Genomic DNA, 26716 nt, shown 5'->3' on the forward strand with positions numbered 1-26716 from the left:
CGTGTTTTCTATGGGTTACCAGGGGCTGCAACCAATGACCATGATAATGTTCCTTGATAACTTCCGACTTTTTGTTTTTCCGGAGGAACAGTTAACTTGATTCCTTTGTTGTTCGTTTGTCCCCACTCTTGATTGACAAGATATTCACCATTTGTCGTCAGTGTCTTCTCTTCCACGATCACTGCATTGGGGCCGAGTACGGTATTCTTTGTACCGTCTGTAAATGAAAGTGTATTAGAAAGTTGGGTTGTCCCCGAAGTCAAAGGTTGTTTTTCAGTGACTGTCAATTGCCAGCTATCCCGTTCAGAACCTCTTGTATCTTTCACGATCAAATCACCTTCGATCAATGGCCAATACGTTTGAGTCGTTGTCTTAACTTTTTGTGTCTCGAAATTCATCGTATTTGGTACTTCTTTAAGCTCTAATGTACCTGTAATTGCTACATTGATTGTTTTTTCAGTTGTTATTCCATTTAGTTGATAGCTATACGTCGTTGAAACATTTTTTAAAACTTCCGCTTCTGTCGCATTCTTGATTGCTGAAAACGTTGCGTCTGTCAACGTTGGTACTTGATTCGCACTGCCATCAGCTAAGATCACTTGTGCCAATGTTCGTTGATTCAACTCTTGTTGAGACGTCAATCCATTGGCATCAGATAAACTCATCCGAACATCTTTTGCATAGACGGCAAAACTGCGATCCGTCGAAATCGTTGCTTCATTTTTTACAACAATCAAGTTTGCTTGTTGTTCCTTTTCATTCCCTGTCGTACCGACTTTGTAATCAATGACATGTTTTCTGGAAACTTCATCTGCTGCTAGTGGTTGCTTGATCTCGTTCATCACATCAGCGGTGATCGAATCCGTAAAGAATGGACGTCCCTTCGCCTCCATCAATGTTAAAATCGATTGTTTATCGACTAAATCTTGTGCTTCTTTTTCAGAAATGATCACATTTTTAGCAGAAAGCTCAGCTGCATTCGAATACTTCACTTTGACTTCATAACTGTATTCGCTATCTGGCGATTGCCAATCGATCGTTGAAGAATCCTTTTGTTCAGCAATCGTTGTTGAGGTATCTCCTTTTTTTGAACTGATGATTTCTGCTTGGTACAACCATGAACCAGTTGTTTGTGTTTCTGGTTCAAAGCTTAATTTTGGTGTGATACCTTTTCCTGATGGAATCACCAAGCGTCCTTTTTGAACTTTTGTACCTGCAGTTTCTGTGCCCCATGCATTCAAGACTAATGGCGCATTTCCTTCTTTCACTTCACTGACGTTATGAAAAATACTTCCTTTGCCTTGAGCGATCCCAGGATTTTCTACTTCATAATCGATAACTGAACCAGGTATGGCGATACCATAACCACTACCGGATTTTGAGACATCGTTATCTCCGATGAAGCTTTTCCCAGTTGCTTTTTCAGTTCCTCTGAAATTCAAAGGTGTTAGCTTTGTTGCATTGGCAATCGTTGGATTGATTGTCAAAACTTGATAGGCTTTATTTGCACCGAACCATGTACCGGTACTATCTACTTGTGTTGCTGAATCTCCAGTAGTTGACTTGATCCAGACTAATTCATCTTTTGCAGGATCAGGAAACTCGACATCTGAAATATTGACTTTTCCTGTTCCAGGAATCGTTTCTAAAGTGGCTTCATCCTCTATAGTTAACTTAGCTGCTGAAATTAAGTTACTAGAAGTTGAAACGCCGATCCCAGCATTTTTTGACAGATGGATGTTTCCAAATGAATGATAGGTTGTTGCATGATTGGCAGCAGTCGCAGATAAACCATTTTTGATATTTCCGCCATTTGCCATTAATTTCAATCCGTTTGTTACATTTAATTCGGTGAAATTGACGATGCCTAGTCCAGTAAGATTGATTGGATCAGTTTGATAGTTGTTTGTACCATCGACATTTTCACCAAAATTGAACACGACTTTGTTGGTACTAGCACTAGCGATCGTATTCGTAAAGTTATCACTGGCTGCACCACCGGATAAACCGTTGATGCTGACCGCTCCTTGAACATTAGCAGTAACATTACGCAAAATTTTCCCACTGCTGATATTGGAATACTGTGTAGCATACAGATTACCAATACTAGAACCCTCCGCTTGGATATTCATCTGGATCGAGCCATTTTTGGTGTACGCAGCATTACTACCACCATCCCCATAAATGCTCGCACCATTTAATGAATCCACACCTGGTTTGGTAAAGATATTCAACGTAATCGTATTGTCTGCAGATGTCCCCAAATTCGTGTTTTGTCCATATGGTCGTCCACCTGTGATATACGTATTACCCGGCAACTTGAATTCACCGTCATAGTTTCGTAAATCGATGAGTAAACTAGCATTTCCAAGTAGTGACCCATAGTTTGTGATACCACCAGAAAAGCCATTAGAACCAGTTCGTGGAGTACCAGAGAAGTTCCCACCATAGATGCGATTATCTGAATTTCCAGTGACAGTATGTCCACCACTTGCACCATAGGATGCACCCATTGAAGCATTAATGACGCCTTCATAAACGGTCACTCCTACGTTTCCGACAATTTTTTTGTCATCCCATCCGCCACCAGATAAGAACCAGTCTACTTGACCATCATTGACGATGGTTTGTCCGTTACCATACACACGTGTACCTGCATAGCCTGTACCTTCTAACGTATCAGCGATTCCACCATTTAATATGTTTGAACTATTTCCTTCAATAACCCCTGAATAAGAACCACCATAAGTCCATCGCGCTACAGTATTATTTAATATTGTTTGTGTATCTCCTTTAATATAGATGTCCCATGTATCATTTGAAGCAGGATAACCACCTCCACCTACAACGTCCCAACCAGAAGCTTCCCCCCGATTTTTCTTCGTGGTCGAATAGGCTAAATCGGTTGGCATTGATCCGGAATAGGCAAAGCCAGTTCCGCCGATTGAACCATCCGCATTAGCCGTTCCAACTTCAATCGTTGTGTTACCTTCGATGTAGCCACCGCGACCTGCTGCTGTTGTCCAAATTGCACCATTATTGAATGAACCACTGACTAATTTTGAGGTGATGTTACCGAAGACTTTGAACTCTGCCGCAGCTTTGGCTAAATCCGCTCTTTGTTGTGGTGTATACGCATCATAGGTTGTTTCATTTGATGCCCCAATCCCACTTTTATTGAATTTAACCACGTTATTGCCGGCGCCCCCATTGAAGTCATTGATTCCACCGGCAGATGGGGTTCCTGCTTTGACCGTATTCGTGATATTCCCAGTGACCGTACCGGTATAACGATTGCCGCCTTCAAATTCTGCCCGTCCAGCACTGTATAAACTACTATCCAAATTTGTTTCGATTCCGTCAGTTGAACGATTGGTTCCGATATTTCCTCGAGAGGACCCACCGATGAATCGTTCCCCTGCGCCGTACCAACGACCATAACCTGAGATGTTATTGGTTACTTTTCCACCAATATTCCCGTAGATGACACCACCATAAAAGGTACTTAATTGAAACCCTGTTGCACTATTGGTAATCCCGATAGTTGTAGATACAGTACCCGTAACATTTGCTGTATTGGTCGCACTGGTTCCATTTCCACCACCGTACAAATTTGTGATTCGTCCACCCGCATTATTGATAATCGTAGAGACGTTTCCATCAACGGTACCAATATTAGCTCCTCCTGCTAATGTATTGATTCCCCCATTATTCGTATTGTTGATAACGATACTCGTATTCCCTTTCAGCGTACCGCCATTTTGATTACCACCAAAGATATTCCATGTATAAGAACCTGTCGTATTGATAGTGATTACCGGATTCCCTACGACATCTCCTGAATTGGTTCCACCATAGATTGAAATACCATTACCGTTTGCTCCCCCATTCAAATTCAAGCTGTGTCCATTCATATAGAAGTAAGAGCCGGTATAGCTAATATTTCGTAAAGTAATCGTTGAACCAAAGTAAGCATTCGCAGTAAAAGCAAGTGTTTTTGCACCAGATGGTACCGTTAAATCTTGTGTGATTGGATCATCTGAATGGCCAGTGATCACTAGTTTATTTACTTTATCTTTTAATGAGGCAAACGTAGCGTTAGTTGCATCGACCGTACTTGGAATATTGTTAGCGACTGTTGCAGCTGTTAATGTGACGTTTGATCCCATATACATGACGTAATCTTGCATATTGCCCGCATGATACAAATCATTTAATGCCGCTTTTACTCCGGTATCTGATGCAGCATATGTCTGGTAAGCTTGCGTACTATCTGTAGGATTTGGTACAACAAGTACTTTCGTCTTATCCGCGGTAGCAATCGTATCTTTGATCGAAGCATCTGTACTTCTCAAAGAGCGGAATGCCTGTTGTTTAAATACTGCTTTTAGTTGTAGATCCTTCGTCACTGTTAATTGGCTGATTTCTTCATTCGTATAGAGTTTGCCTTCAACTTCCCAACCGTTCAATGGTTGATCATCCGCAAAACTCGGGATATCATTACTTGCTAATTTTTCGTTTTCCTTCACTGTCAGTTCTTTAACTTCCGCTCCTGATTCGAATAAATGAGTGCTATCTGTCATAAAAGTTAAAGTAAAGTGTTTTTCTTCAGTCGTCGATTCTTGTGTCTGCGCCTCTGACTGTTTCACCTCCTCTTTTACTGATTCTGTTGTCTGTGTGACTGTCTCTTCACTTTGCATGGTTTGATCAATCGACTCTTCTGTTTGAGTTGTGGGTGATAGAGTGACTGAGTCATTTTCAGCATCCACTGCCTGCACGACGGTTGACAATGGAGAAGTTATTCCTGAAAAAAGAAGCATTGCGGCAACACACATAACAATATTTTTTTTCATCTTATCTTCCCTTCTGCTTCATACAACAAAATTAACTTATTGATAATTATTATTGCTTGCTTGATTCTTTTTGTATTGTATAATGTTAAATTCAGTTATTTTTAAAAAAAATTTCTTTATTACTGAAAAACGATTAATTTTTTTCAGAGCATATTATTTGACTTTTAAAAATAACAAGTGATTTTAAAAATTCAATTGAAAGTAAAAAAAGCTGTTATATCAACGTTAATCATGTGTCGCTAATTCGCTTTATCACCCATTTTCTGCTTATTTAATTTTCTACCATGAAAAACGAATGAAATTTTCATGAATTATAATATAGTAAAGAACCAGTCATTTTTTTAAACGGCTATTTTTCTGAGTGCGTTTTGTTGTTTTTTTATTTCGAGTTTTGCATTATAATCTTTTTTTTGTTTATACTCATCGAATGACCATGCGTAATCCCTTCAAAAATGAATACATTCTATTCCCAAACACCATTTTTCATAAATAAGCCATCATTCATAAAAATTTGTAAAATACAATTTTTCATGGATGATGGCTTATTTGTTTGAACACTTATGTTCCGACCTTAAAGGATCAATTTTAGACTCCACTATTTTCGACTCAAACCTCTGTAACAAAAATTTTATCTACCTGTCTCAACATTATTAGCTACCGATCTAAACAAACAGCTATTTTTATAAACGATAGCTCAACTATTCGTGACCGTAACCCCAACTACACTCACTTATCATTAGTTATTCGCTTAAATCTACTTAGAGTAACTACGACAATATATCATTCCCGCTTCTATTGAAGCCACGATTCCCAGCATACTCTTATGATCGTATTTCCCAAGAGTATTTCCCCGTCGGATTGCTTCAATTGATCCATTCTTCGCCCCCTTATCCCGTTGCGAGTCAAGAAGTGAGACAAATGATCCATTTGATTCAATGTTTGATCGAACTGCTATATCAATGGTTTATCGTTATCTAGTTTTTCTAAAAATCAAGCATTTTGAGTCTTACTTGAATCATAGATTTTCTTTATCCAACATAACAATAGCTGGCAACGGGTAATAATAGATTGCTTTTAAACAATCGCTCGAACACATTGTATAACGCTTGTTTCCGTTATATTTAAATATAATTTATTCTTTTTTGAAAAATTATTTAAATATAACTTACGCGAGTACTTGACTTTTTTAGTAGCGCAGAAAAAAAATAGATTAGGTATTTAAAATACCTAATCTATCAGCGTTTTACTATTGATGGAACGATGCAGCGATTCACTAAAATTTTATAGAATAAGCGAACCATTTAAATGAAGTTTATTTTTTTATTGAAATCTTACCTGAAGGATGCTCAAATTCCTCGTACGAAAGTGCAGAAAAGATTTTCTTTTACAATAGTTCTCCAAATTTATTGATATAGATTTTTTTCATGAATGTAACTAATCCTAAATAAGCGATAACAGTCACGATCAACCAAATCCAATAGTTAGCTGGTAATGGTAACAATCCTAGTCCTTCACCAAAATTAGTAAAAGGAAGAACAGAACCTACTAGAATACCTAATGTTGTAATTGAAAACATAATAAAAGTGGCATTACTTTGCAAGAAAGGCACTTTAGGTGTCCGTAACGCGTGTAACACTAAGGTTTGCGTCCATAAAGATTCAACAAACCAACCAGCATGGAACAATGCGATAAATAGAACTTGTTGTGAGCCAGTCAATGTATGGTAACTTCCACCAACCACTGCTGGACAAATCACAAAGTACATCAATAGATAGGTCGTGATGTCAAAAACGGAACTCGTTGGTCCGAAGTACACCATAAATTTGCCAATACTTGATGCTTCCCATTTTTTTGGTTCATGCAAATATTCTTTATCCATTCTATCCCATGGCAAAGAGATACAAGATACATCATAAATCAAATTTAAGAATAAAATTTGTAACGGTAGCATAGGTAAAAATGGAAGGAATGTACTAGCTACTAAGACAGAAAACATGTTGCCAAAGTTTGAACTAGCTGTCGCTTTGATGTATTTCATAATATTGCCGAAAGTCTCTCTACCTGACAATAATCCTTTTTCTAAAATCATCAAATCTTTTTCTAACAAGATAACATCCGCTGATTCTTTTGCAATATCTACTGCTGTATCTACTGAAATACCGATATCTGCGACTTTCATTGCTGGTGCGTCGTTGATACCATCGCCTAAAAAACCTACTGTGTGACCATTGTTACGTAAGGCAGTGGTTAATCGTGCTTTTTGTTGCGGATTCAATTTGACAAAGACATCATGTGCCTCAGCAACTTTTCCTAATTCCTTATCAGACATCTCAGCGATTTTCTCGCCAGTGATCAATTCATTGATTTGTAAGCCTACTTGTCGACAAACAGAACGTGTGACCAACTCGTTGTCACCAGTCAATACTTTTACAGCAACACCATGATCTTTCAAAGCTTTCAAGGCTTGTTTGGTTGTTTCTTTTGGTGGATCAAGGAAAGCTAGATAGCCAATCAAGACCATTTCTGACTCATCTTTCACTGAAAATTCTCCAACCACACTTGGATTCGTTTTTTGCGCGACACCGATCACACGCAACCCATCTTCATTCAAGTCCTTCACTTTCGCCAAAACTGTTGCTCTTTGTTCAGCAGTCAATGGTTTGACTTCACCACCAAGGTCGATGTATGAAGAGATACTTAACATTTCTTCGATCGCACCCTTTGTGATCATTTGCGTTTTTCCAGCTGGGTCAGCCACCACGACACTCATTCTTCTACGTTCAAAATCAAAGGGGATTTCATCTACTTTTTGATAACGAATCTTCTCTGTATCTAACGTCTCAACTGCTTCATCGATAATGGCAACATCTAAAAGATTCTTTAATCCAGTTTGGTAGTAACTATTCAAGTAGGCGTGGCGCAGTACTCGGTCATTTTCATTTCCTTCACAATCCATGTGGTATTCTAAAATAATTTTATCTTGAGTCAATGTACCTGTTTTATCTGTACAAAGGACATCGATCGCACCAAAATTTTGAATGGCATTTAGATTTTTGATGACTGTTCCTTTTTTCGCCATAGCACTGGCACCTTTGACCAGATTTGTCGTAACGATCATCGGTAGCATTTCTGGTGTTAACCCAACAGCGACTGATAAACCAAACAAGAATGCTTCTAACCAGTCTCCTTTTGTAAATCCATTGATCACGATCACAGTTGGTGCCATCAATGCCATGAATTTGATCAACAACATGGATGTTTTTTGGATGCCTAATTCAAAGCTTGTTTTTATCGGTTTTTGTGATAAGTTTTGTGCCACATGTCCAAACATCGTGTCGTTCCCAACAGAGATGATGATACCTTCTGCACTACCACTGATCACATTGCTTCCCATGAATGCAATATTTTCATAACTCGTTTCGCTTTGTGTTCTTCCAGAGCACACAGTCGCATGTTTCTCAACGGGATAGCTTTCACCCGTTAATGCCGCTTGTGAGATAAATAAATCTTTGGCAGAAAGCAACCGCATGTCTGCTGGGATCATATCTCCGGCTGACAAACGAACTTGATCGCCACAAACAATTTCCTCCATAGGAATTTCTTTGTATTCACCATCTCGTTTTACGGCAGCTGTTACTTTCACCAATGATTTCAACTTTTCAGCAGCTTGGTTCGAACGTACGGATTGGATCAAGGTCATCGTGCCACTGACTAACACCATGGCAAAAATGATGATTACACCAAACAAATCTTTATCTGCTGGAGCAGCTAATAGATACTCGGTGATAAAAGAAATAATTCCTAAAGCAATCAATACTAATGTGAAAGGGGTGATAAACGCCTTGATCACTTCTACAATAAACGGCGTTTTCTTTCCATATGAAATACTATTATTTCCATAAGTTTCTCTTAAATTTTCTACTTGTTCTGAAGACAAGCCTTTTTGTGTTGTTTGAAATAAGTCAAATAACTGTTGCTTATTTTTACTAGCAAAACCAGCGTAGACTTTTTTTGTTTCTTTCTTTTTTTCCATCTCGTGTTCCTCCTTTGATCTTATCAAGCACACACTGATATCTGTTGTGCGCTTGATCGTTTATCTAATCAACGGAGACAGAGTGTTCTAAAGGCGCTGAGAACAGATAGATAATAGTCTCAACATACCAACGCTTTGTCTCCTTGTACACCGGACTTTCATCCATTTGTTCTCATCTCCTTTCGTTTACTTAAATTACTTTCTTGGCCGACTACTGGATACTTCAACTTCCCAACTTGATCACCCTCTAACACCTTTTTATTTGAAAAAACAGATTGGTGAGAAACAAAAAACCTTTCGCCAAAACTCAGCGAAAGGTCAAAAAAGTGCACAAAAAAAAGCATGGATGATCTACTCGTTGAGTTTTGGCACTATACAACGTAAAAAGCAAAAGAGCTTTTAGCTACCTTATGAAAAGCCTTATCTCGACAATTCCTGTTCTACCCATTGGCGTCTCTCGACATTTTTGGGCAGTAGCCTATGTTTGTATAGGAGCCTCACCTAACAAATCTTATTCAGTTTTTCCTCACCTAATGTAACAACTATTGGCTGGAATGTCAAACACATTTTCAAAAAAGTTGAAACTCTAAGGGATTCGTTTGTCATGTTTTCTTTCTCTAGGTATAATGAACCTATCACAACAGATCGGAGTGAAGGATATGGAACGTACAATTGTTATTATCAAACCTGATGGGGTAAGACGTCATTTGATTGGCCGAATCATCCAGCGTTTTGAAGAAAAAGGATTCGCAATCGCTGAAATGAAATTCGCGACGATGACTGAAAAACTAGCAAAAGAACACTATCAACATCTATCTAATCGAAGCTTTTTCGATGACTTGATCGACTATATGACTTCTGGTCCAGTCGTCTATCTGGTATTAACAGGTGAAGATGTGATCGATCTCGTACGCAAAATGGTCGGTGCAACAAAAGCAGCGGATGCCGTTCCTGGGACGATCAGAGGCGATTTTGCCTTACCTGGTACAGAAAATATCATTCACGCTTCGGATTCACGAGATGCAGCCAATACTGAGATCACACGTTTCTTTCCGCCATTCGATACAAAGAAAGTAGAAGATGCGAAAAAATAAATTTTTTGCTCACTGACTTTTTGAGTGCATCAATTTTTGATCATCTTATTGATATGCCAGTCCTTCTGTTAGAGGTCATGCTCCACACGTTTAGTGAGAGGATTGACTCAATACTAGAGGGACTGGTTTTCCTTTTGTATTAAGTCAAATGCCCACTAAATAGCCGCTTTCAGCAAATCTCTAGCGTTGTGCTTGGATAGACAATAGTTTTTCTTCTAATTCATCTCGCTCTTCTTTGCCTAAGGTATACTCGATCACTGCAAATAATGACTCAAACTCCTCTTTTTTGATTGGTTCCCCTAATGCGGTGGCGATCAATCGACGATAATAATCGGACATCAAACTCTCGTAAATGACAGCTGTCTTTGATTTCAAACCTAAACAACGATACATATCTTCATTGATACTTCGTGCTTTTTTATATCTTTTTTTGTCGATATAATAGACAGTTAAATTCTTTAAAAAAAGAAACAAACACTGATCATAACCTGACTTCATTGCTTTACGCATTCTTTTTTTAATTTTCAAATAATTGTTTTCGATAAAGGAATCGCTGAAAATAAAGGGGAACTCTGCTAATAAGTCTAGTTCATATCGACCAAATTCTTTCAGTTTCATAAAGTAATCTTCGATCATTCGTATCTCATATCCCAAAAATTCCAATTGGATATCTGGCTTCACACTTGATTTCCAATACATATGTATATTCAGTACGAGATAGTAAAGATCAGCCGTTCGCTTAAATTGCTTGCGATTGTCGGCGATTTCTTTGTAGGGATCAAAATCATCCTCCTGAACTTTATTCAAAAGATTACGTGTTTTTCTCGTTTTCCGTGGTTCTTCCACTTGATTTCGTAACGATTCGTATTCAGTAAGTGTGATATTCAACCGATCAAGAAATGCCATCAGTGTTAAAAAAGAAATTTTTTTGATCGTACGATTCTCGATCCCCACAAGCGAAGTTTTTGAACAGATCCCTTCTGCCAATTGTGACTGTGTCAACTTGCGACTTACCCGTAATTTTTTGATCAATTCTCCATCGTGCATAATATGCCTCCTTTAGTGTGTGCATTTTCCAATAAGATCCTCTTCGTCAGAACAACAACCGAAAAAGAGAAATAACTATCGAAATATTTATTGCATTCACTAATTAAGTACGCATAAATAAAAAAATATTTGAAGAACAATAAAAAAACTTCTAAAAAGTGAAATTACAACTTTTTGGAAGTTTTGTAAGGTTGTGAAAGAAGCGTTCAGCACTGAATAATAAGGCAGAAAAAGCAAAAATGGCTTTTTCATTTTAGGTTTTTTTGACTTATTACTGAAGTGTTGCTGATTGAACACCGTTGATCCAGGTTGTGAGAAAGCCGTTCAGCTCCGAATATTAAGATGAAACTTGAGGAAATAGCTTTCTATATTTTTTCAAGTTTTGACTTAATATTGAAGGAGCTGGCTTTCGAACACCGTTTATCATAGGTTGTGAAAGAAGCGCTTTGACCTGAACAGTAAGATGAAAAGGCAGAAAATAGTTCCTCATATTTTTTGATTTTTCAGTTTAGTGTTGAAGGTCAGCTACTTGAACACCGTTGATCCAGGTTGTGAAAGAAGCCTTAAGATAGCTTGCTCCTTCACCGACATCTAGCCATGTCTATGGTTTGTCCGCCGATCCATCCTCTGCAGGGTATAGATTGGTTGTTGTTTGATCATGATTTTTAGAATAGACACTTGTTGAGGCTGCACCTTTTTCTTTTTCAATTTGTTGGTTCCGTTGCACTTGATTCTTATAGTCATACTTTGCAGGATCGATCGTCGTAAATCCATTTGGCACATAGAATCGCAAAAGATTTTCTTGATTGAGTTTATCAGAAAGACTCAAAGCTGTTTTTACCTGATTTTGTTCTTGTGCGACTTTTTGTTCCGCTGCTTGGTTTTCTTCAAGTAATGCCCCTGTTTTCGTATCATAGATTTTTCCACCTAATACGGTGTAATCCGGCGCGACAAAATTCCCATTTCTGAATGCCACGACTTGGTCATGTTGAGGTGAAAGTAAATCTGTACCAAAATGGATATAATTTTTGTCCTCGATTCCTAATAAATGGAGTAAAGTTGGTAAAACATCGATTTCACCACCATACTCATGTTTGACTGTTCCTTTTGTATAACCTGGAATATGGAACATCAGTGGTACTCTTTGCATCTGCGCATTATCAAAATCGCCCCATGTTTCTGGATCTTTTCCTAGTGCTGAAGCAAGGTCTTTATTGTCCGTATTTGAGATACCAAAATGATCCCCGTAAATCACGAACATCGAATGGTCATAAATCCCAGAAGCTTTCAAATAAGTAAAGAACTGTTTGAGAGACTGATCTAAATAATGGGCCGTCCGCACATAATTATCAACGGTACTATTTCCTGTATTTAACGAAGGAAAATCAAAGTTTTTGTCATCTGTATAATAAGGGGTGTGATTCGTGACAGAAAGAAACTTCGCATAAAATGGTTGTTGCAAATGTTCAAGATAGTTTGCGGATTCTCGAAATAGATTTTTATCTAAAATACCATAGCCAAGCATCTCATCTGAATCAGCGAAATATGAGCGATCAAAGAAATTATCATACCCTAGATTTTTGTATACATGATCACGATTCCAGAAACTACCGACATTCCCATGAAAAACCGCACTGGTATAGCCTTGTGTCTGATCCAAGATGGCTGGAGCAGCTTGGAACACATTATCTGAACCTAATTCTGTAAACAACGAACCTTGAGGCAACCCAAACGTCCCGGTTTCCAACATGTTCTCCGCATCACTGGTTTTCCCTTGTCCAACTTCATGGAAAAAGTTATCAAAACTGATTGTTCCCTGATCGGTAAAGAGACTATTTAAAAAAGGAGTGACCTCCTGTCCATCTACTTTCATATTGATCAAAAATTGTTGAAAACTTTCCAAATGCAATACGATCACATTTCTTCCTTTTGCAAGTCCAAACATCTCTGGATCAGGAGCAGCGTAGTGAGATTTGGTGTAATCGAGAACTTCATCTAAGCCATTGCTGCTTGCATGCGCTCTGACACTGCTAGTGATCCCTGTTTTTATCCCATCATAGATCGTATAGGCATCAAGTCCAAGATATTTAACAATATAAGAACGATCGAATGTCCGTTGCAATAATTGAGGGCGATTCGCTTCACTCATTGCCAGATTGCCAGAAAAGATCAACGCAGACAAACAAGTCACCGCAACCGCCACTGGCTTACGCACAGGGAGTGCTTTCAATGGTACTTTTTTTATAAATACGCGAATCAGCAGAAAAGCAAAGACGGCGATATCGATCCAATAAAGGATATCATGAGGCTTCATCAAAGAAAAAGAGCTACCAGACAATCCTTGGGAAACCTTGGAGAAACCTAGTGCTGATTTAACGGTAATGAAATCTGTGAACTCACGATAGAAAATAATATTCAAATATAGCAATAACGTGTTTAAAAAATCGATGATAAATAAAACGATCAAACTTGTTCTGACTTTCTTAAAATACAAAGAAATCCCAAAAAACAATAGCGTTGTCGCTATTGGATTGATCCATAAAATAAACGTTTGGATGCTTCCTTCTACGCCTAAAGAAAAATCAGTATAGTAGGCAAAAATCGTTTTCATCCAAAAGAAAAAGCCAGCAATCAAAACGATGAGTACTTGATGTTGGCCAATTTTTTTTAGTTGTGTCAAAGTCACCACTTCTCTCTAAATTATTGTTCCTGTCTATTTTGCTCCTAAACATTTAGTTTTTGCTAAAAAAATCTGTTTTTTTACTCTTTTTTATAAATTAATAACTGGTGTTCTATCGTTGCTTTTCTGCTTTCCGGAAAGTAACTGCTTCGAAAATAAGGCGGAATCTAGGCAAATTGTCTTAATTTGCCTAGATTCCGCCTTATTGATCAGAGCTGAACATTTCTTGCCCCAACTCTTCCACTAGCAGATCTCAATATTTTTATGTTAGAAAATTTGAACTTTTTTCACTTGTTTATGCGCTTGTTGCTGTTACGGTCCAGTTACTACACTAGAATTAGTCGTATTGGACGTCTCTTCGGATGAAGAGGTGGTGGTTTCAGTTATTTCTTGGATTTCTTCTGTCGTCTTCCGCCATTCAGTCAAGCGTTGATTGACCATGTCTGGGTCTACTTTTTCAGAATAACTAGAAGATACCTTTCCATTTTTTAACCGTGCGACTTTCTGTTTATCTTCGGTCAAAAGCAGCACACTCAAGTGCTTGTCTCCGTGTTGGACTTGCCTGATTGAAAGGGCACTTAATACATCATTGACATTGATGAATTGATTTTTTTCCTTGTCTTTTGGCAGATAAATCTCTAATTCTCCCTTTTCATAGTTCGCTACAACTTCGTAGTCCGCCCACCAATAGGTTGAAAATTCTTTTTTGAATTCATCTACTGAAGCTTTATTTGCAATGGTTGTTTCTGGTTCTTTGTGCGCAAGATCAGCGGTCATTTTACCAGAAAATACTGCGGATAACATAAGTATTATAAAAAAGCCAATTAACCAAAAGAGAAGAAAAGGCCTTTTTTTTCGCATACCTTCTTCCACTCCCATTCAAATTTACCTAATCTATTATATACAAAAAATGAAACTTTAAGCGAAGAAATTAAAGAAAAAGATAAAAAATAACGCATATCGATGATGTATGAAAGTGAAAATCCCGAGATCATCGTGAATCTCGGGATCATTTTTTAAATTAAAAAATTTCAAAAAAGAACAAATTTCTAATCAAACAGAAAAACTATTTGTATCAGCTACTTCTTTGAACCAGTAGCCAGATTTTTTGATCGTCCGTTTGCCATCAGCTAGATCGACTGAAATAAAGCCATAGCGATTTTTATACGCATTCGTCCATGACCAGTTATCCATACACGTCCACATGTGATAGCCTAAGCAGTTCGCACCTTCTTCGATTGCTTGATGCACATATTTTAAGTGTTCTTGGACAAATTCGATGCGATAATCATCATGGATCATTCCGTCAGCTTCAATAAAGCGGGCTTCATTTTCAACACCCATACCGTTTTCTGAGATAAAACAGTCGATGTTGCCGTAGTTGTCTCGAACATTGATCAAGATATCGTAAATACCTTTTTCATAAATCTCCCACCCGCGATAAGGATTCATTTTACGTCCCGGCATTTCATAGTTATCAAAGTAATCTTCGGGCATTGGGCCATTTGTTGTATCGATTGCTGTTTCTTTAGCTTTGATACGGCGTGGCTGATAATAATTGATTCCTAAAAGATCCACCGTATTATTTTTGATAATTGCTAGATCTTCTTCCTGCATGTCCGGAAGAAGATCTAGCTCAGTTACGATCTCGATCAATTCTTGTGGAAATTCTCCTTTAACAGCGGGATCTAAAAATGAGCGATTGAAAAAGGCATCGGCGATTTGCGCAGCTTTCACATCGGCAGGATCGTTCTCATTTCTTGGATAACTAGGTGTTAAATTTAAGATGATCCCGATTTTACCGTCTTGTTTTGTTTCATGATAGGCTTTGATAGCTAACGCAGAAGATAATGCCTCGTGATAGCCAACTTGAACTGCTTTTTTCATATCCGACTCTTCAGGGTAATGCCAACGATATAAATAACCAGCTTCGACAGGAACGATTGGTTCATTATGCGTGAACCATTTTTTTACCTTCGTTCCAAATAATTCAAAACAAGTTTTGGCATACGTTTCATAAGCTTCGACAGTTTCACGAGCTAACCACCCACCTTTTTCTTGAAGGTACATTGGCATATCGAAATGATACAAGTTAACAAATGGCTCAATACCTTGTGCAATCAGTTCATCAAAATAACTATTATAAAATGCGACTGCTTGGGGATTGACTTCACCTGTTTCATCTGGAATCAAGCGACTCCATTGAATAGATGTTCGAAATGAATTATGTCCGGTTTGTTTCATCAACTGGACATCTTCTTTATATTTTGTATAGACTTGCGACGCTTTTTCCGGACCGACTTGATCAAAGAATTTTTCTGGCTCTTTGGAAAACCAATAATCAAAAATATTGTCTCCTTTATGATCGCCAGGTATACGACCTTCTGTTTGTGGTCCACTTGCTGCAGAACCCCACCAAAATTTTTCTGGAAATTGATATGTTGTCATTTTTGCACCTCGTTGTTTCTTTTCATTTATGTTTTTTTATGTCGCACATCCACAATATAGCAAACGTTTTCTCCGCTTACAATCATTATTATAAACCGTTTTCCATAAAAAGACTAGACCAATTAGGACAAATAATAAAATCGGGCTAAGGATACTCAAAAAATGATGACTTTACTCCCCGGCAATCTTCCCATAGCGCCAATCTAAAACACCAATGGCTTCAAAAACTTACTTTTTGTAGCCATTTATTTCATGTTGCTGGATTCAATGGTATAATCACTTTATCCAATCTACTGGGGGCATTATTTTGAAAAAAACATTGATTTACTTTACATTGATTTTTGCCTTACTTACTTTTTCTGGCTGTAATCAATCAAATCACTCAACGGAAGAAACAACGAATACGACCACTTTTCAGGCGGATACATCTGATATAACAAATAGCACCTATACACTGAAGGTCCGAAAAAACATGGACCTTGCCAATGCAGAGATCAAATTTAAAGATGACACGATGGAATGGACACGAACATATGCTGAGTCTGAAACTGATACAGCAAGCACGTCTCCAGAGAAAATCGTGTTAACCGATGTCAAGATCACAACTGAAAATGAGGAGTATACGATCGTTGGTAAAAAAGACGGTTCGACTCAGACTTTTCATTTTAGAAAAATCGGTAATTTTCGTATAGAAGATGATGAAGGTAATATCTATACGTTATAGTTTGAGTGCATAACATAAAAGCAGCAGTCGAGACAGAAATGTTTCATCTCGAAAAATAAGGCGCCATCTACGAAAATTGTTTTCCTAATTTTTGTGGATGGTGCCTTATTTTTCGAAGCGGTTACTGCTATTTCGACGTTTATTCAGTTTTAGAATATGCTTTCCCACTCATGTTTCTTTTCATTAGATCGTGCATCTTTTAGCCGTTTTTCACTATGAAAGCTCACAATGATGCGTCAATTTTCTGATACATGTTCATCGCTAAAAATTCTAAGTTTTCTTAATTAATTTTGTTTCTATCCTGTGTTTCTGCTATAGTAAAGAAGCACTTGATATACTAAGGAGAAAGAATATGCAGACAGCAAATACTCAAGATTACTGTACCTGTACGACGAATCAAAATGTACACACAGAGATCAACGACCAAGGAAGAGCCAATTTTTGTGACCATTGCCATAAAATGATCGAGGGTTCGAATCAACCTTTTGAGTTTTTTACAAGCCGAGAAGAGTCGAACAAAGAAACAAATAGTTAAAAATACAAAAAAAGAGCGCGGAACAGAAATGTTTAGTCTCTAAAAATAAGGCGACAACTACAAAAATCATTCTTCCACTTTTTGTAGTTGTTGCCTTATTTTTTTAAGAGAGAACTTCTATCTCCATCGTTTATTCACTTACAGGTTGAAAATAAAAGCGGATTTTACTTTTGTCTCGCCTTACATAGTACCTGACGAATCTAATTGCTGCCCTTTAGCATGTTGATTGTCGGTATAATAACTTCCAGACTGCTGTTCTTCTAATTCAGCCAATTTTGCTTGGATCTGCTCTATCACGACTTGTGCATCTTCAGGTCTTTCAACAAAATCAAAGGCATCACCATCTATTTGGATTTTTGGACAAACATCAAAGTCTTCGTACCATTGATCATACCGTTCATTTAATGAGCGGTAATACTGATAAAGCGTTTCATCACTATCCAATTGTTCATAGTCTCGTCCACGTTTCTTGATTCGTGCCAACATCGTATCAAGAGAGACTTTGATATGCACGAGTAGATCGGGTCTTTTTTTAGGTGCAACATCATCTAATTCATGAAGCATCGTATCTAAGAGGTTATCGTATTGTTGGACTTCAATATCTGACACACGACCTAAATCAGCATTTAGATGAAACAATAAACTGTCTTCATAAATCGAACGGTCCAATACGTTATCATCATGGTTCAGTGCATTTTTCATAGCTAAAAATCGTTTATTCAAAAAGAAGATTTGTAATAAAAACGCATATTGCTCTGGATTAGAGTAAAACAAAGGTAGTACCTCGTTGTCCTCTACATTTTCATAAAATGGTGTTGAATCAATCTTTTTGGCAAGCATATCGGTCAAACTACTCTTTCCTGCGCCAATTGTTCCTGAAATCAATATCACTGACATCTAATCCCTTCTCATTCTATAAATATTCGCCTTTATAAGCACTTTTGGGTAACATCTTAAAATCATATGCTTGGATCGCTTCGAACGTTTTTACATATGAATGTAAACTTTGGGTGATCATCAAATTAGTAGGTACCGTTTCTTCTTGAAAAATGATGATCGGTTTGTCCATCATCGTGGCGACGCCTAATTCATAGGCAGTGCCAGGATCGATCGTCTGATGTTCAAAGTCTAGGATTGCTACGACCAAGTCTGCCGAGGCAAGTTCTTTCATGTCTCTCTCGTAGACTTCTTGCGCCCATCCGCTACTAAACATCTCATAATTACTGTGTTGATGGTGTCTTGGCGAGTAGAAACTATCCACCGTTGGATTGGCAGTCAATGCCGTTTCAACCTGAGCAATCCGCTCGATTTGTTCATCTGAAAAAAAAGGTCCTGCTAAATAAATATAACTCATTATTTAATCTCCTGCATCATTGATTTCGTTTGTTTTTCTGTTGCACATAATTGATCGATCAGCTCAAAAGGATCATTTGAAAAATAAAGATGGTTGAGCCATTTCTCAGCCATAAATCCTTCTCTTGCAAAATTCCTAATCAATTCTTTCAATCCTGAATAATACCCATGAACATCAAGGATACCCATTGGTTTTTCTGGTACCAAGCTGATCGCCATCCAGGAGAGTAGCTGCGAAAATTCTTCAAGTGTACCTAGTCCTCCAGGAAAAACCAGCACTGCTTCCTCTTTTTCGAATAATAGTTCCTTACGTTTATCGATCGTTTCTGTTGGTATAAACGTGGTCACATCTGTTTTTGGTAATTCTTCAGAAAACAGCCCGACTGGATAGATTCCTGTTACTTGTCCGCCATTTTGTAAGATCGTGCGACTAAAAACACCCATGATACCCGAATCTGAGCCACCATAAACCAATTCAATTTGTTTTTCTGCCATATATTTTCCAATCGTTTCAGCTAACAGAATATACTTCTGATCTTGCCCAAAACGTGAACCACAAAAAATAGTCAACTTCAAAAAAAACACATCCTTACTAATCGATCTACCTTTATTCTACTCTTGTTTTTTTAAAATAAAAGACTAGATTTAGTTGCATTTTAGTGTTATACAAAACAAAAAACACTATATATAGTGTTTAGTCTTTGGATAGCATTTAATTAGATTATGTTTCAACATCAATTTTTAAATAACTAAAAAATACAAAAATACAGGGTCTAACTTTGTGATATTCTCTTTCTTTCGACTTTCTTGCGAATAACATTTGACTTCTGTTGAAGAAAGAAATCCATTTTATTTCTTTTGTTATTTTTATTTGTATCGATCAGCAAATTCTCAATGGCTGATCCGTTAGAAGATAGAAAACAGTCAAAGCATGGCTGAGGTCAGTACGCATGACTTGCCTTGATCATTGATAAGGGTTCGGAAAAAGCGATAAACGATGTTGTGGATCATTACTTATTCTTTCGATCTTACTTCTGATCAATCGTCCTTGGGTATACGTGTTGGACAAAAAAAGAAGAGGGAACGATTGTCCCTCCTCTTTTTGGCACAGTAAATAAAAGCCCATACATTTTATTCATTTAATCGACAAAAAAGCTAGCAATCTCTTTTAAGATTCGATACAATGAACTCGGTCGATGGTTTCCATTGACTATGGCAAACTTGATTGGTCAATGCGTTGACTACTCAAGCCCTCAATTTTTAGCTGCCACTAAAAATTGGGGGGCCTTTTTTATTTGACTGTTTCTATCTGCCATTTATGATACTGATTCCCAGATAGAGAGTCAAGCGAATCTGAAAAGCTACGAAAAACTGTACCATTTTTCGCCCATTTTTTTGTATAACTTATTTTATCGATTTAAATCAATCGTTGGATGCGTCAATAATTGGTCCACTTGCTTTCTGGTCGTCAGTGGCACATCCCCTTGGATCGTGTGGGCTAAGCGTGAATTACCTAATGCAAATTGAACGGTTCGATCCAATGACCAATCCTCACTATAGCCTAATAAAATCCCCGCAGCAAAGGCATCACCTGCTCCGATACGATCTAAACTATCCAGTGGATACGCTTCTGTTTCGATCCATTCTGTCGAAGTCATCAGATAACCACTTAGTTGTTTCTTTTCACTGGTTGATTGCCGTGTCGTACCAGCAAACCAGTCAATTTGGTAATCACTTAAAAATTTTTGGAACGAACGAATCTTGGCAGAAGGACTGGAAAGGTCGATCGGCCTCTCTAATAATTCAGACAAATCACGAACAGAACCAAAGATGACTGTGCAATAGGGCAGTATTTCTTGATAACGTTCCTTCATCACTCTTTTTTTATCTGGCTCTTGGTTTAGACTCGGACGAAAATTAAAATCAAAACAAACTTTTTTTCCTTTCCTATGCGCTGTTTTTGCTACAGCAAGCGCCACTTCCGCTGAATGCTCATTCAAACTCAAACTTATGCCACAGATGTGGACTAAATCAACTGTTTCGATAAAGTCCTCGATGGCATAATCAGCCACTGTAGCTAAGCCAAAAGAACTGTTTTTACGATTTTGATAGGTGATTTCTGTTGGTCTGACCCCATAGCCCATCTCAGCAAAATAAGTACCGATATGTTGTTCTTTTTGAATGACATAGGAGGTATTGATACCTAAACTCTTCAAATTAGCTAACGCTGCATCTCCCAAACGATTGTCTGGTAACGCCGTCAACAAGTAACTTTCCACCCCGAAATGCGCTAGATTACCGACTAGATTCACACCTGTTCCTGTATAAGCCATACGCAAAGTGTGCGTCTGTTCCAACATCAGGAATTCTGGAGGTGTCAGCCTCAACATCACTTCACCAAATGCACCGATTTTCATGGTCACTCACCTGTTTTCACTAATTTTTTCATCATTTCCAACAACTGACGGACTTCCTGTGGTCGAGTGTCACCTGTCTCTGGATCAATGATCGAACTATAGACGTGGGGGATGATTTTTTTGACTCCTGCATCTAATGCGATCTGAACGATTTCTTCAAAATTCGTCAAATCGATTCCACCTGTTGGCTCTAAATAAAAATCAAACGCTGCACAAGCTGCTGCAACAGCTTCATATTCTTTCTTATGCGCCAATCCCTTCATCGGAAAATATTTGATCGAGCTTCCACCCATATCCTGTAACAAACGAATGGCTGTTTCGATCGGTACCATTGCAGCAGGGCCTTGGCTACTTAAAGGACCAGTGGCAAGATTGACGTATCCTTCTTTTCCAGTTGGAGAAACTAAACCATTGACGATCGTGTCTGACTGTCCTAAGACCGCACGAGAAGCGCCAACACCTGTGAAAACTTGGTTGACATGTTGGGGTTGTAATACTTTCGCCAAGCGAGTCACCATCTGGCTTTGCTTTGGATCGCCGGCACCTAAGCCGATTGATAAGGCATTATTTGTTGCTTCTTGGTATTTTTTCATGTCTGTGATAGCTGCATCATCACTCGGATAATTTTTAGATAAAACACCTAGTAGGATATGCCCTTCGGCTGCTTCATAACATTCTTTTGCATTTTCGACAGAATTGGCTAGCACATTCAAACAGATTCTATCTTCAAGATAATTTGGGGTCAATGACATCATGATTACTCCTTTGGTTGTAAGATTTCATTTAAACGTTGGATGATCTGTTCCATCTCTTTTTGCGTCACTGAGCGAATATCAAACTCAATGATCCCGTTGTTCGCTTGGTACTCTCTGGTATAAATGACTGGGGCTTTTGCTTTTAGCTGCTCGATGATCGTTCTGGCAGAGCCTGTAACGACTTGGATGCTGGCACGATAGATTTCTCGCCCAGCTGGATCTTGGACGACTTTAGCCTTGATACCTGGCAACTTTTCCAGTGCTTCGACAAATGGCTGAACTCTTTTTTTCATCGATTCACCTGATTCACTACCATGTATCAAATAATCATCGACTGCTTGGACAAAGCCTAAAACATTTTCTTTGCCGATCTTCATCGATCGACCAATGCCTTGTGATTGCAGACGAACCCAAGAAACAAACGGATCTTTACCAATCACCATCCCTGCACTTGGACCTTCAATCGCTTTGGCACCTGAATAGATCACTAGATCAGCGCCTAATGCGGTATATTTAAGTAAGTCTTCTTCGGCTGCTGCATCAACGATCAAAGGCAGTTCGTAGTGATTAGCCACTTTTACCGCTTCTGCCACATCCAACATACTTTTCTGTACGGTATGATGACTTTTGATGTACAAAATACCTGCTGTTTGCTCGGTGATCATCGCCTCGATGTGGTCAGGTGTACATTGGTTGGCATACCCTGCCTCAATGACATGCCCACCTCCTTGTTGGATCATTAGTTCCACTGGCACACCATAATCGACATTGTGGCCTTTGGGTAAAATGATTTCTCTGCGTTTGATCGTTTCGTCATAAGGGTGATGTACATGATACATCGATCCTTGACCGATCACCGCAGCAACGGATTGAGCGATTCCAGCAGATGCGGAAGAAACGATTTGAACATCGTCTACTTCTAATTGTTTTGCCAAGTATGCACCGGTTTTCTTCATCAATTCAGCCATTTCAAAAAAATGTTCGCCCCCAAAACGCTGGGCTTCTAACACCGATTCGCTCAAAGTGGACACGCCTAAGATCGTCATTCGACCAGAAGCATTGATCACTTCATTCAAGCCAAATTTCTCATGATTCACAGTCATAACTGACACCTCCAATAATAACGCTTACAGGGATAATTTGCTGTGTGGTCGTTCGTGTATTGCCATTCGAATCCGTCAATTGTTTTTCTTGATCGTGAAACTTATAAATCGTAAAGTCTGCATCAAAGCCTTCTTTGATGTTGCCTTTTGTCGCTAGGTTGAACTGTCTCGCTGGTGCGCTGGTCACTTTTTCAAGGATTTCTTGCCAAGAATAACCGACAACGTAGAGTTTCTCCATCGTCGTTGCTAAATCATATACCGGACCATTTTTACGATTTCTGATATAGATATCTGTGCTGATCGAATCGGCTTTGATTCCCGCATGGAGCGCAGTTTCTGCCACATCAAAATTGAAACTATCAGTCCCATGTCCGATGTCGAACACCACACCATCAGCAATGGCTTTTTTGACGAAGGATTTGATTTCATTGGTCGCTGGATCAATGATGCCATTAGGCTTTCCATTGAAACAATGGGTCATCACATCATTCTTTCCCATATGCGCTAAAATTTCATCTAAACGTGGAGGCGCAGAACCGATATGGACCATTAATGGTAATCCAGCATTTTGCTTTTGGATTTCTTTTGCTAACTTTAAAGGCGTAATCCCATTTTTCCCCACGACTGTTTTACTCATCCGAGCTTTTAGCCCTACAATAAAATCAGGCAATTCTGTTATTTTTTGATGAACCAGATCTGTTTGGATTTTTGATAAATCTGCCAACTCATCTTGTTCCACAATCCCCCATCTTGAAATATTCAATAAAGCAAAAACATTTGTCTTTGCTTGCTTTGCATGTTCATAAAATGTATGGATGTTCTCCGCACCTGTCGTTCCAGCATCAATGACCGTGGTTACCCCTTTATCCACACCGATTTCATCGGGATAGTCGTAATATAATGTCATTTCTTCAAAACAATGGACATGATCATCGATCCACCCTGCGGAGAGATACTGTTCGTCTGAAAGTGTCAGTTCTTGTTTTGCCGTTTCTTCGATGTATTTACTGATCAAGGCGATCTTGCCGTTCTTCACACCGATATCAACAGGGTCTTTACCTAACTCCTTGCCATTTCTTATAATTAAATCAAACATGACAAACGCCTACTTTTCTTTAAATTTGAATTTTGACCAAGGGTGGACGAAGGATAGTAGCAGTTGTTCATCCGCCACAATGGCACCTACTTTATTTTTTCTTGGATCGTGATGTGGCGTTAAGACGATCTGTAACTCATTCTTGTATTTCCCAAAGGAATCATTTCCAATGACGACATCACCCACTTGAAACGTTTCTTCATTGTCATGAGGAGGATTAGCATCTGCTTGATACGTTTTTCTCACTTCTGTTGAACGGATCACTTGCGACGTGATATCTCCTCTGCGAACGTGTTGTTCGTTCAAAACGATTCCTCGTTCGACTTCATGGGTCTGAGGAAGAAACTCAATAGCAAAAACAGTTTGGTATCGATCAACTGCACCTAACGCTTGCAACTCTTCTTCTGAAGCATACGCATTGCCGATAATGACATCATCGATAAGATTAGTCGCAAATAAATGTTTAGCCGCTGGAACGACACCTAACTGGCGATGCATTTCCAATGTTGGTAAGCCATCGTTTACATCCCAAGGGCCGATTGTTCCCGTTTGAGAGGTAATAAAAGCGGCAGTACGGATGCCTTGACGTTTAAACCGGCGACTGCATGTTTCAAAAAATTCATAAGGAAGTCCAGTTCCTGCTTGAGGATAAAAATTATGACACCCGTATAAAAACGGGGTATTCGCTTGATGGCTCAAAATATTTTCTAAATAAGCCACATCATTACTCATATTCAATTCAATTGCTAACTGGTAAGGATTGTAAGTCAGTAGCGCTTCTTTTCTGCCATCAAAGCCTAAATCTAAACGAATCCCCTCTGCACCTAGTTCATGAAAAAAACTCATGTCATCATAAGAAATATTCAACTGTTCGAAAATCGATGGTGCGACATCTAAAATCGTTTCAAACCCAAGTGATGCAGCATATTCGATCAATTGTTGAAATTTCTGTTTGACTTGTTCTGTTTCCTCAGTCACTTCTAACATGCTCATAAAAATTCGAGTAAATCCATATTTATGTGCCATTTCGAGATAGGCACGATCTTCTTGCGGATTGCTGTGATCAGGATAAAGAGAGATTCCTAGTGAACGTTTCATATTAACGCCTGCTTTCTTTTCTATTTACTCGTTCGTGATACCATCGGTGATCTGGACAGAGGCTTGTTCTGCTTGTTCTGCTTCTTTTTCCTGTGCCAGCTGTTGTTTCTCAAATACTTTGAAGAATGGATAATAGATCGCCAAAGTGATAAAGAAGTTGAACACGACTAAGACACCCGCAGCGACACTCCAATTGGTACTCATCCAAGCCGCAAATGGCGCTGGTATCGCGAAAGGCAACCGTGCGACCATCATTGGCACTAAACCACTTACCGTAAGGACATAAGAAATCGTTGTCGTTACTAAGGGTGCGACAATAAATGGGATGCCTAATACTGGGTTCATGACGATCGGTGCCCCAAAAATCATTGGTTCATTGATATTGAATAAACCGGGAAGGATCGATAGACGTCCTAAGCTTTTCAGATACTTGGATTTGGAAAACATGAACAGTACGACTAATGCAAGGGTCGTACCTGCCCCACCGATCCAGACAAACCATTGTAAAAATTGTTCTGTAAAGATATTTGGCATATCATGTGCATTGGTTCCTGCATTGAATGCGTCGATATTTTCAGCAATCGAGATATCCCAAAACGGACGAATCACCGGTCCCATGATAGCTGGTCCATGAATCCCTAATACCCAGAAGAAACAAATCAAGAAAACTGTAAGTAGTCCACCAAATAAACTATTCCCTGCTAACACGCCTTTAAGTGGCATCAACAATTGACTCAAGAAACCATTCAAGTCAAAGCCAAGCAAATGACGGATGACCCAAAAGAAAATCAAGATCACTGCTCCTGGGATCAATGCAACAAATGAATTCGTCACTTCTGGTGGTACACCATCTGGCATTTTTATCGTGATTTTCTTTTCAATAAAGAAACGATAGATCTCTACAGTCAAAATCGCTGTTACGATTGCCCCAAATAAAGAACCTGAACCAAGATTTGCAATATTGATATAGCGTCCAGCGGTTATCCCTTCAAGATCTTCCAACACTTGAGTTGGTGGCGCAGCTACGATCAGAAAGGACATCAAAGCTAAAATACCAGCAGTTAATGAATCTAAACGATAGCTCTTTGCTAATGAAGAGGCAATCCCAAATGTGGCATATAAAGCTAAGATCCCCACTGTATATCGAAATGGGATATCTAAAATTGCCCGATATGGTTCAATGACTGCTGCGACCGACGCAATCGGGATGTTCAATAATATCGTAAAAAATGAACCAACGATCGTTAATGGCATTGTCGCAATGATTCCTTTTCGAATCGCTGTCATGTGACGCTGTGTACCAATCCGATTCGCAACAGGCATGATTTTTTGTTCGATCAACCCTACAAATTTATCCATTTGTTACTCCCCCTTATCTAAACATTATAATGTTTAAATAAAAGATAACATATTAATGATATAATGTAAACATTTTCATTATAATATATGATTATTCTGACAAAAAGAGACTGAGACAACC

18 protein-coding genes and 1 riboswitch are annotated in these 26716 nt (G+C 38.6%); of the genes, 3 read left to right on the forward strand and 15 right to left on the reverse strand.

Annotation, left to right across the window (positions count from 1 at the left end):
• Positions 1-8 precede the first annotated feature (8 nt).
• The gene (locus tag IGI79_RS10770) at positions 9-4853 is read right to left on the reverse strand and encodes a hypothetical protein (protein ID WP_438845947.1); all 4845 of its coding nucleotides are present in this window, start codon (positions 4851-4853) and stop codon (positions 9-11) included.
• A gap of 1384 nt (positions 4854-6237) precedes the next feature.
• The gene (mgtA, locus tag IGI79_RS10775; RefSeq protein WP_104776709.1) at positions 6238-8886 is read right to left on the reverse strand and encodes a magnesium-translocating P-type ATPase; all 2649 of its coding nucleotides are present in this window, start codon (positions 8884-8886) and stop codon (positions 6238-6240) included.
• A gap of 343 nt (positions 8887-9229) precedes the next feature.
• A riboswitch (M-box (ykoK) riboswitch) is annotated at positions 9230-9402 on the reverse strand.
• 143 nt (positions 9403-9545) lie between these two features.
• On the opposite strand from mgtA, the gene ndk reads away from it, so the two are divergent.
• Positions 9546-9980, forward strand: a complete 435-nt coding sequence (ndk, locus tag IGI79_RS10780) for a nucleoside-diphosphate kinase (RefSeq protein ID WP_438845948.1) — start codon at positions 9546-9548, stop codon at positions 9978-9980.
• Between the two features lie 180 nt (positions 9981-10160).
• Here the strand turns inward: ndk and IGI79_RS10785 are convergent, their stop codons facing one another.
• From IGI79_RS10785 to IGI79_RS10800, 4 genes are all read right to left on the reverse strand, one after another.
• Positions 10161-11027, reverse strand: a complete 867-nt coding sequence (locus IGI79_RS10785; protein WP_066025490.1) for a helix-turn-helix domain-containing protein — start codon at positions 11025-11027, stop codon at positions 10161-10163.
• Between the two features lie 601 nt (positions 11028-11628).
• Entirely contained in the window at positions 11629-13707 is a 2079-nt protein-coding gene (locus IGI79_RS10790) for an LTA synthase family protein (RefSeq protein WP_438845949.1), read from the reverse strand.
• Positions 13708-14019: 312 nt separating this feature from the next.
• Positions 14020-14568, reverse strand: coding sequence for a hypothetical protein (locus IGI79_RS10795; protein ID WP_260697729.1), 549 nt, complete (start codon positions 14566-14568; stop codon positions 14020-14022).
• A 192-nt stretch (positions 14569-14760) separates the two neighbouring features.
• Positions 14761-16155 carry a glycoside hydrolase family 1 protein gene (locus tag IGI79_RS10800; protein ID WP_438845950.1) on the reverse strand — a complete coding sequence of 465 codons (1395 nt, stop codon included), beginning with the start codon at positions 16153-16155 and terminating at the stop codon, positions 14761-14763.
• A 307-nt stretch (positions 16156-16462) separates the two neighbouring features.
• Here IGI79_RS10800 and IGI79_RS10805 point away from each other — a divergent pair, with 307 nt between their 5' ends.
• Positions 16463-16879: a hypothetical protein gene (locus IGI79_RS10805; protein WP_260697731.1), complete on the forward strand. Its 417-nt coding sequence runs from the start codon at positions 16463-16465 to the stop codon at positions 16877-16879.
• Positions 16880-17231: 352 nt separating this feature from the next.
• Positions 17232-17414 (forward strand): hypothetical protein, encoded by a 183-nt coding sequence (locus IGI79_RS10810; RefSeq protein WP_010734708.1) that lies wholly within the window; start codon positions 17232-17234, stop codon positions 17412-17414.
• Between the two features lie 180 nt (positions 17415-17594).
• On the opposite strand, the gene IGI79_RS10815 is transcribed toward IGI79_RS10810, so the two are convergent.
• From IGI79_RS10815 to IGI79_RS10855, 9 genes are all read right to left on the reverse strand, one after another.
• Entirely contained in the window at positions 17595-18311 is a 717-nt protein-coding gene (locus tag IGI79_RS10815; protein ID WP_195273262.1) for a deoxynucleoside kinase, read from the reverse strand.
• 16 nt (positions 18312-18327) lie between these two features.
• Complete coding sequence (locus IGI79_RS10820) at positions 18328-18768, reverse strand: nucleoside 2-deoxyribosyltransferase (protein ID WP_195475748.1); 441 nt, start codon at positions 18766-18768, stop codon at positions 18328-18330.
• Positions 18768-19343: a TIGR00730 family Rossman fold protein gene (locus IGI79_RS10825; protein ID WP_438845951.1), complete on the reverse strand. Its 576-nt coding sequence runs from the start codon at positions 19341-19343 to the stop codon at positions 18768-18770. The genes IGI79_RS10820 and IGI79_RS10825 overlap by 1 nt, the downstream gene beginning before the upstream one ends.
• An 833-nt stretch (positions 19344-20176) precedes the next feature.
• Positions 20177-21184 (reverse strand): sugar kinase, encoded by a 1008-nt coding sequence (locus IGI79_RS10830; protein WP_438845952.1) that lies wholly within the window; start codon positions 21182-21184, stop codon positions 20177-20179.
• A 2-nt stretch (positions 21185-21186) separates the two neighbouring features.
• Positions 21187-21936 (reverse strand): 2-dehydro-3-deoxy-phosphogluconate aldolase, encoded by a 750-nt coding sequence (dagF, locus tag IGI79_RS10835; RefSeq protein WP_034691486.1) that lies wholly within the window; start codon positions 21934-21936, stop codon positions 21187-21189.
• A gap of 5 nt (positions 21937-21941) precedes the next feature.
• Positions 21942-23042, reverse strand: coding sequence for a DgaE family pyridoxal phosphate-dependent ammonia lyase (locus IGI79_RS10840; RefSeq protein WP_438764673.1), 1101 nt, complete (start codon positions 23040-23042; stop codon positions 21942-21944).
• Positions 23026-24138, reverse strand: a complete 1113-nt coding sequence (locus tag IGI79_RS10845) for an amidohydrolase/deacetylase family metallohydrolase (protein WP_438845953.1) — start codon at positions 24136-24138, stop codon at positions 23026-23028. Before IGI79_RS10845 ends, IGI79_RS10840 begins: the two co-directional genes overlap by 17 nt.
• Positions 24139-24147: 9 nt before the next feature.
• Positions 24148-25236, reverse strand: a complete 1089-nt coding sequence (locus tag IGI79_RS10850) for a DUF871 domain-containing protein (RefSeq protein ID WP_438845954.1) — start codon at positions 25234-25236, stop codon at positions 24148-24150.
• A gap of 24 nt (positions 25237-25260) precedes the next feature.
• The gene (locus IGI79_RS10855; RefSeq protein ID WP_438764679.1) at positions 25261-26595 is read right to left on the reverse strand and encodes a PTS sugar transporter subunit IIC; all 1335 of its coding nucleotides are present in this window, start codon (positions 26593-26595) and stop codon (positions 25261-25263) included.
• Positions 26596-26716 lie beyond the last annotated feature (121 nt).

Origin of the sequence: Enterococcus sp. AZ084 (assembly GCF_051714905.1) — a bacterium.
Taxonomy (GTDB): Bacteria; Bacillota; Bacilli; order Lactobacillales; family Enterococcaceae; genus Enterococcus_B; species Enterococcus_B pernyi.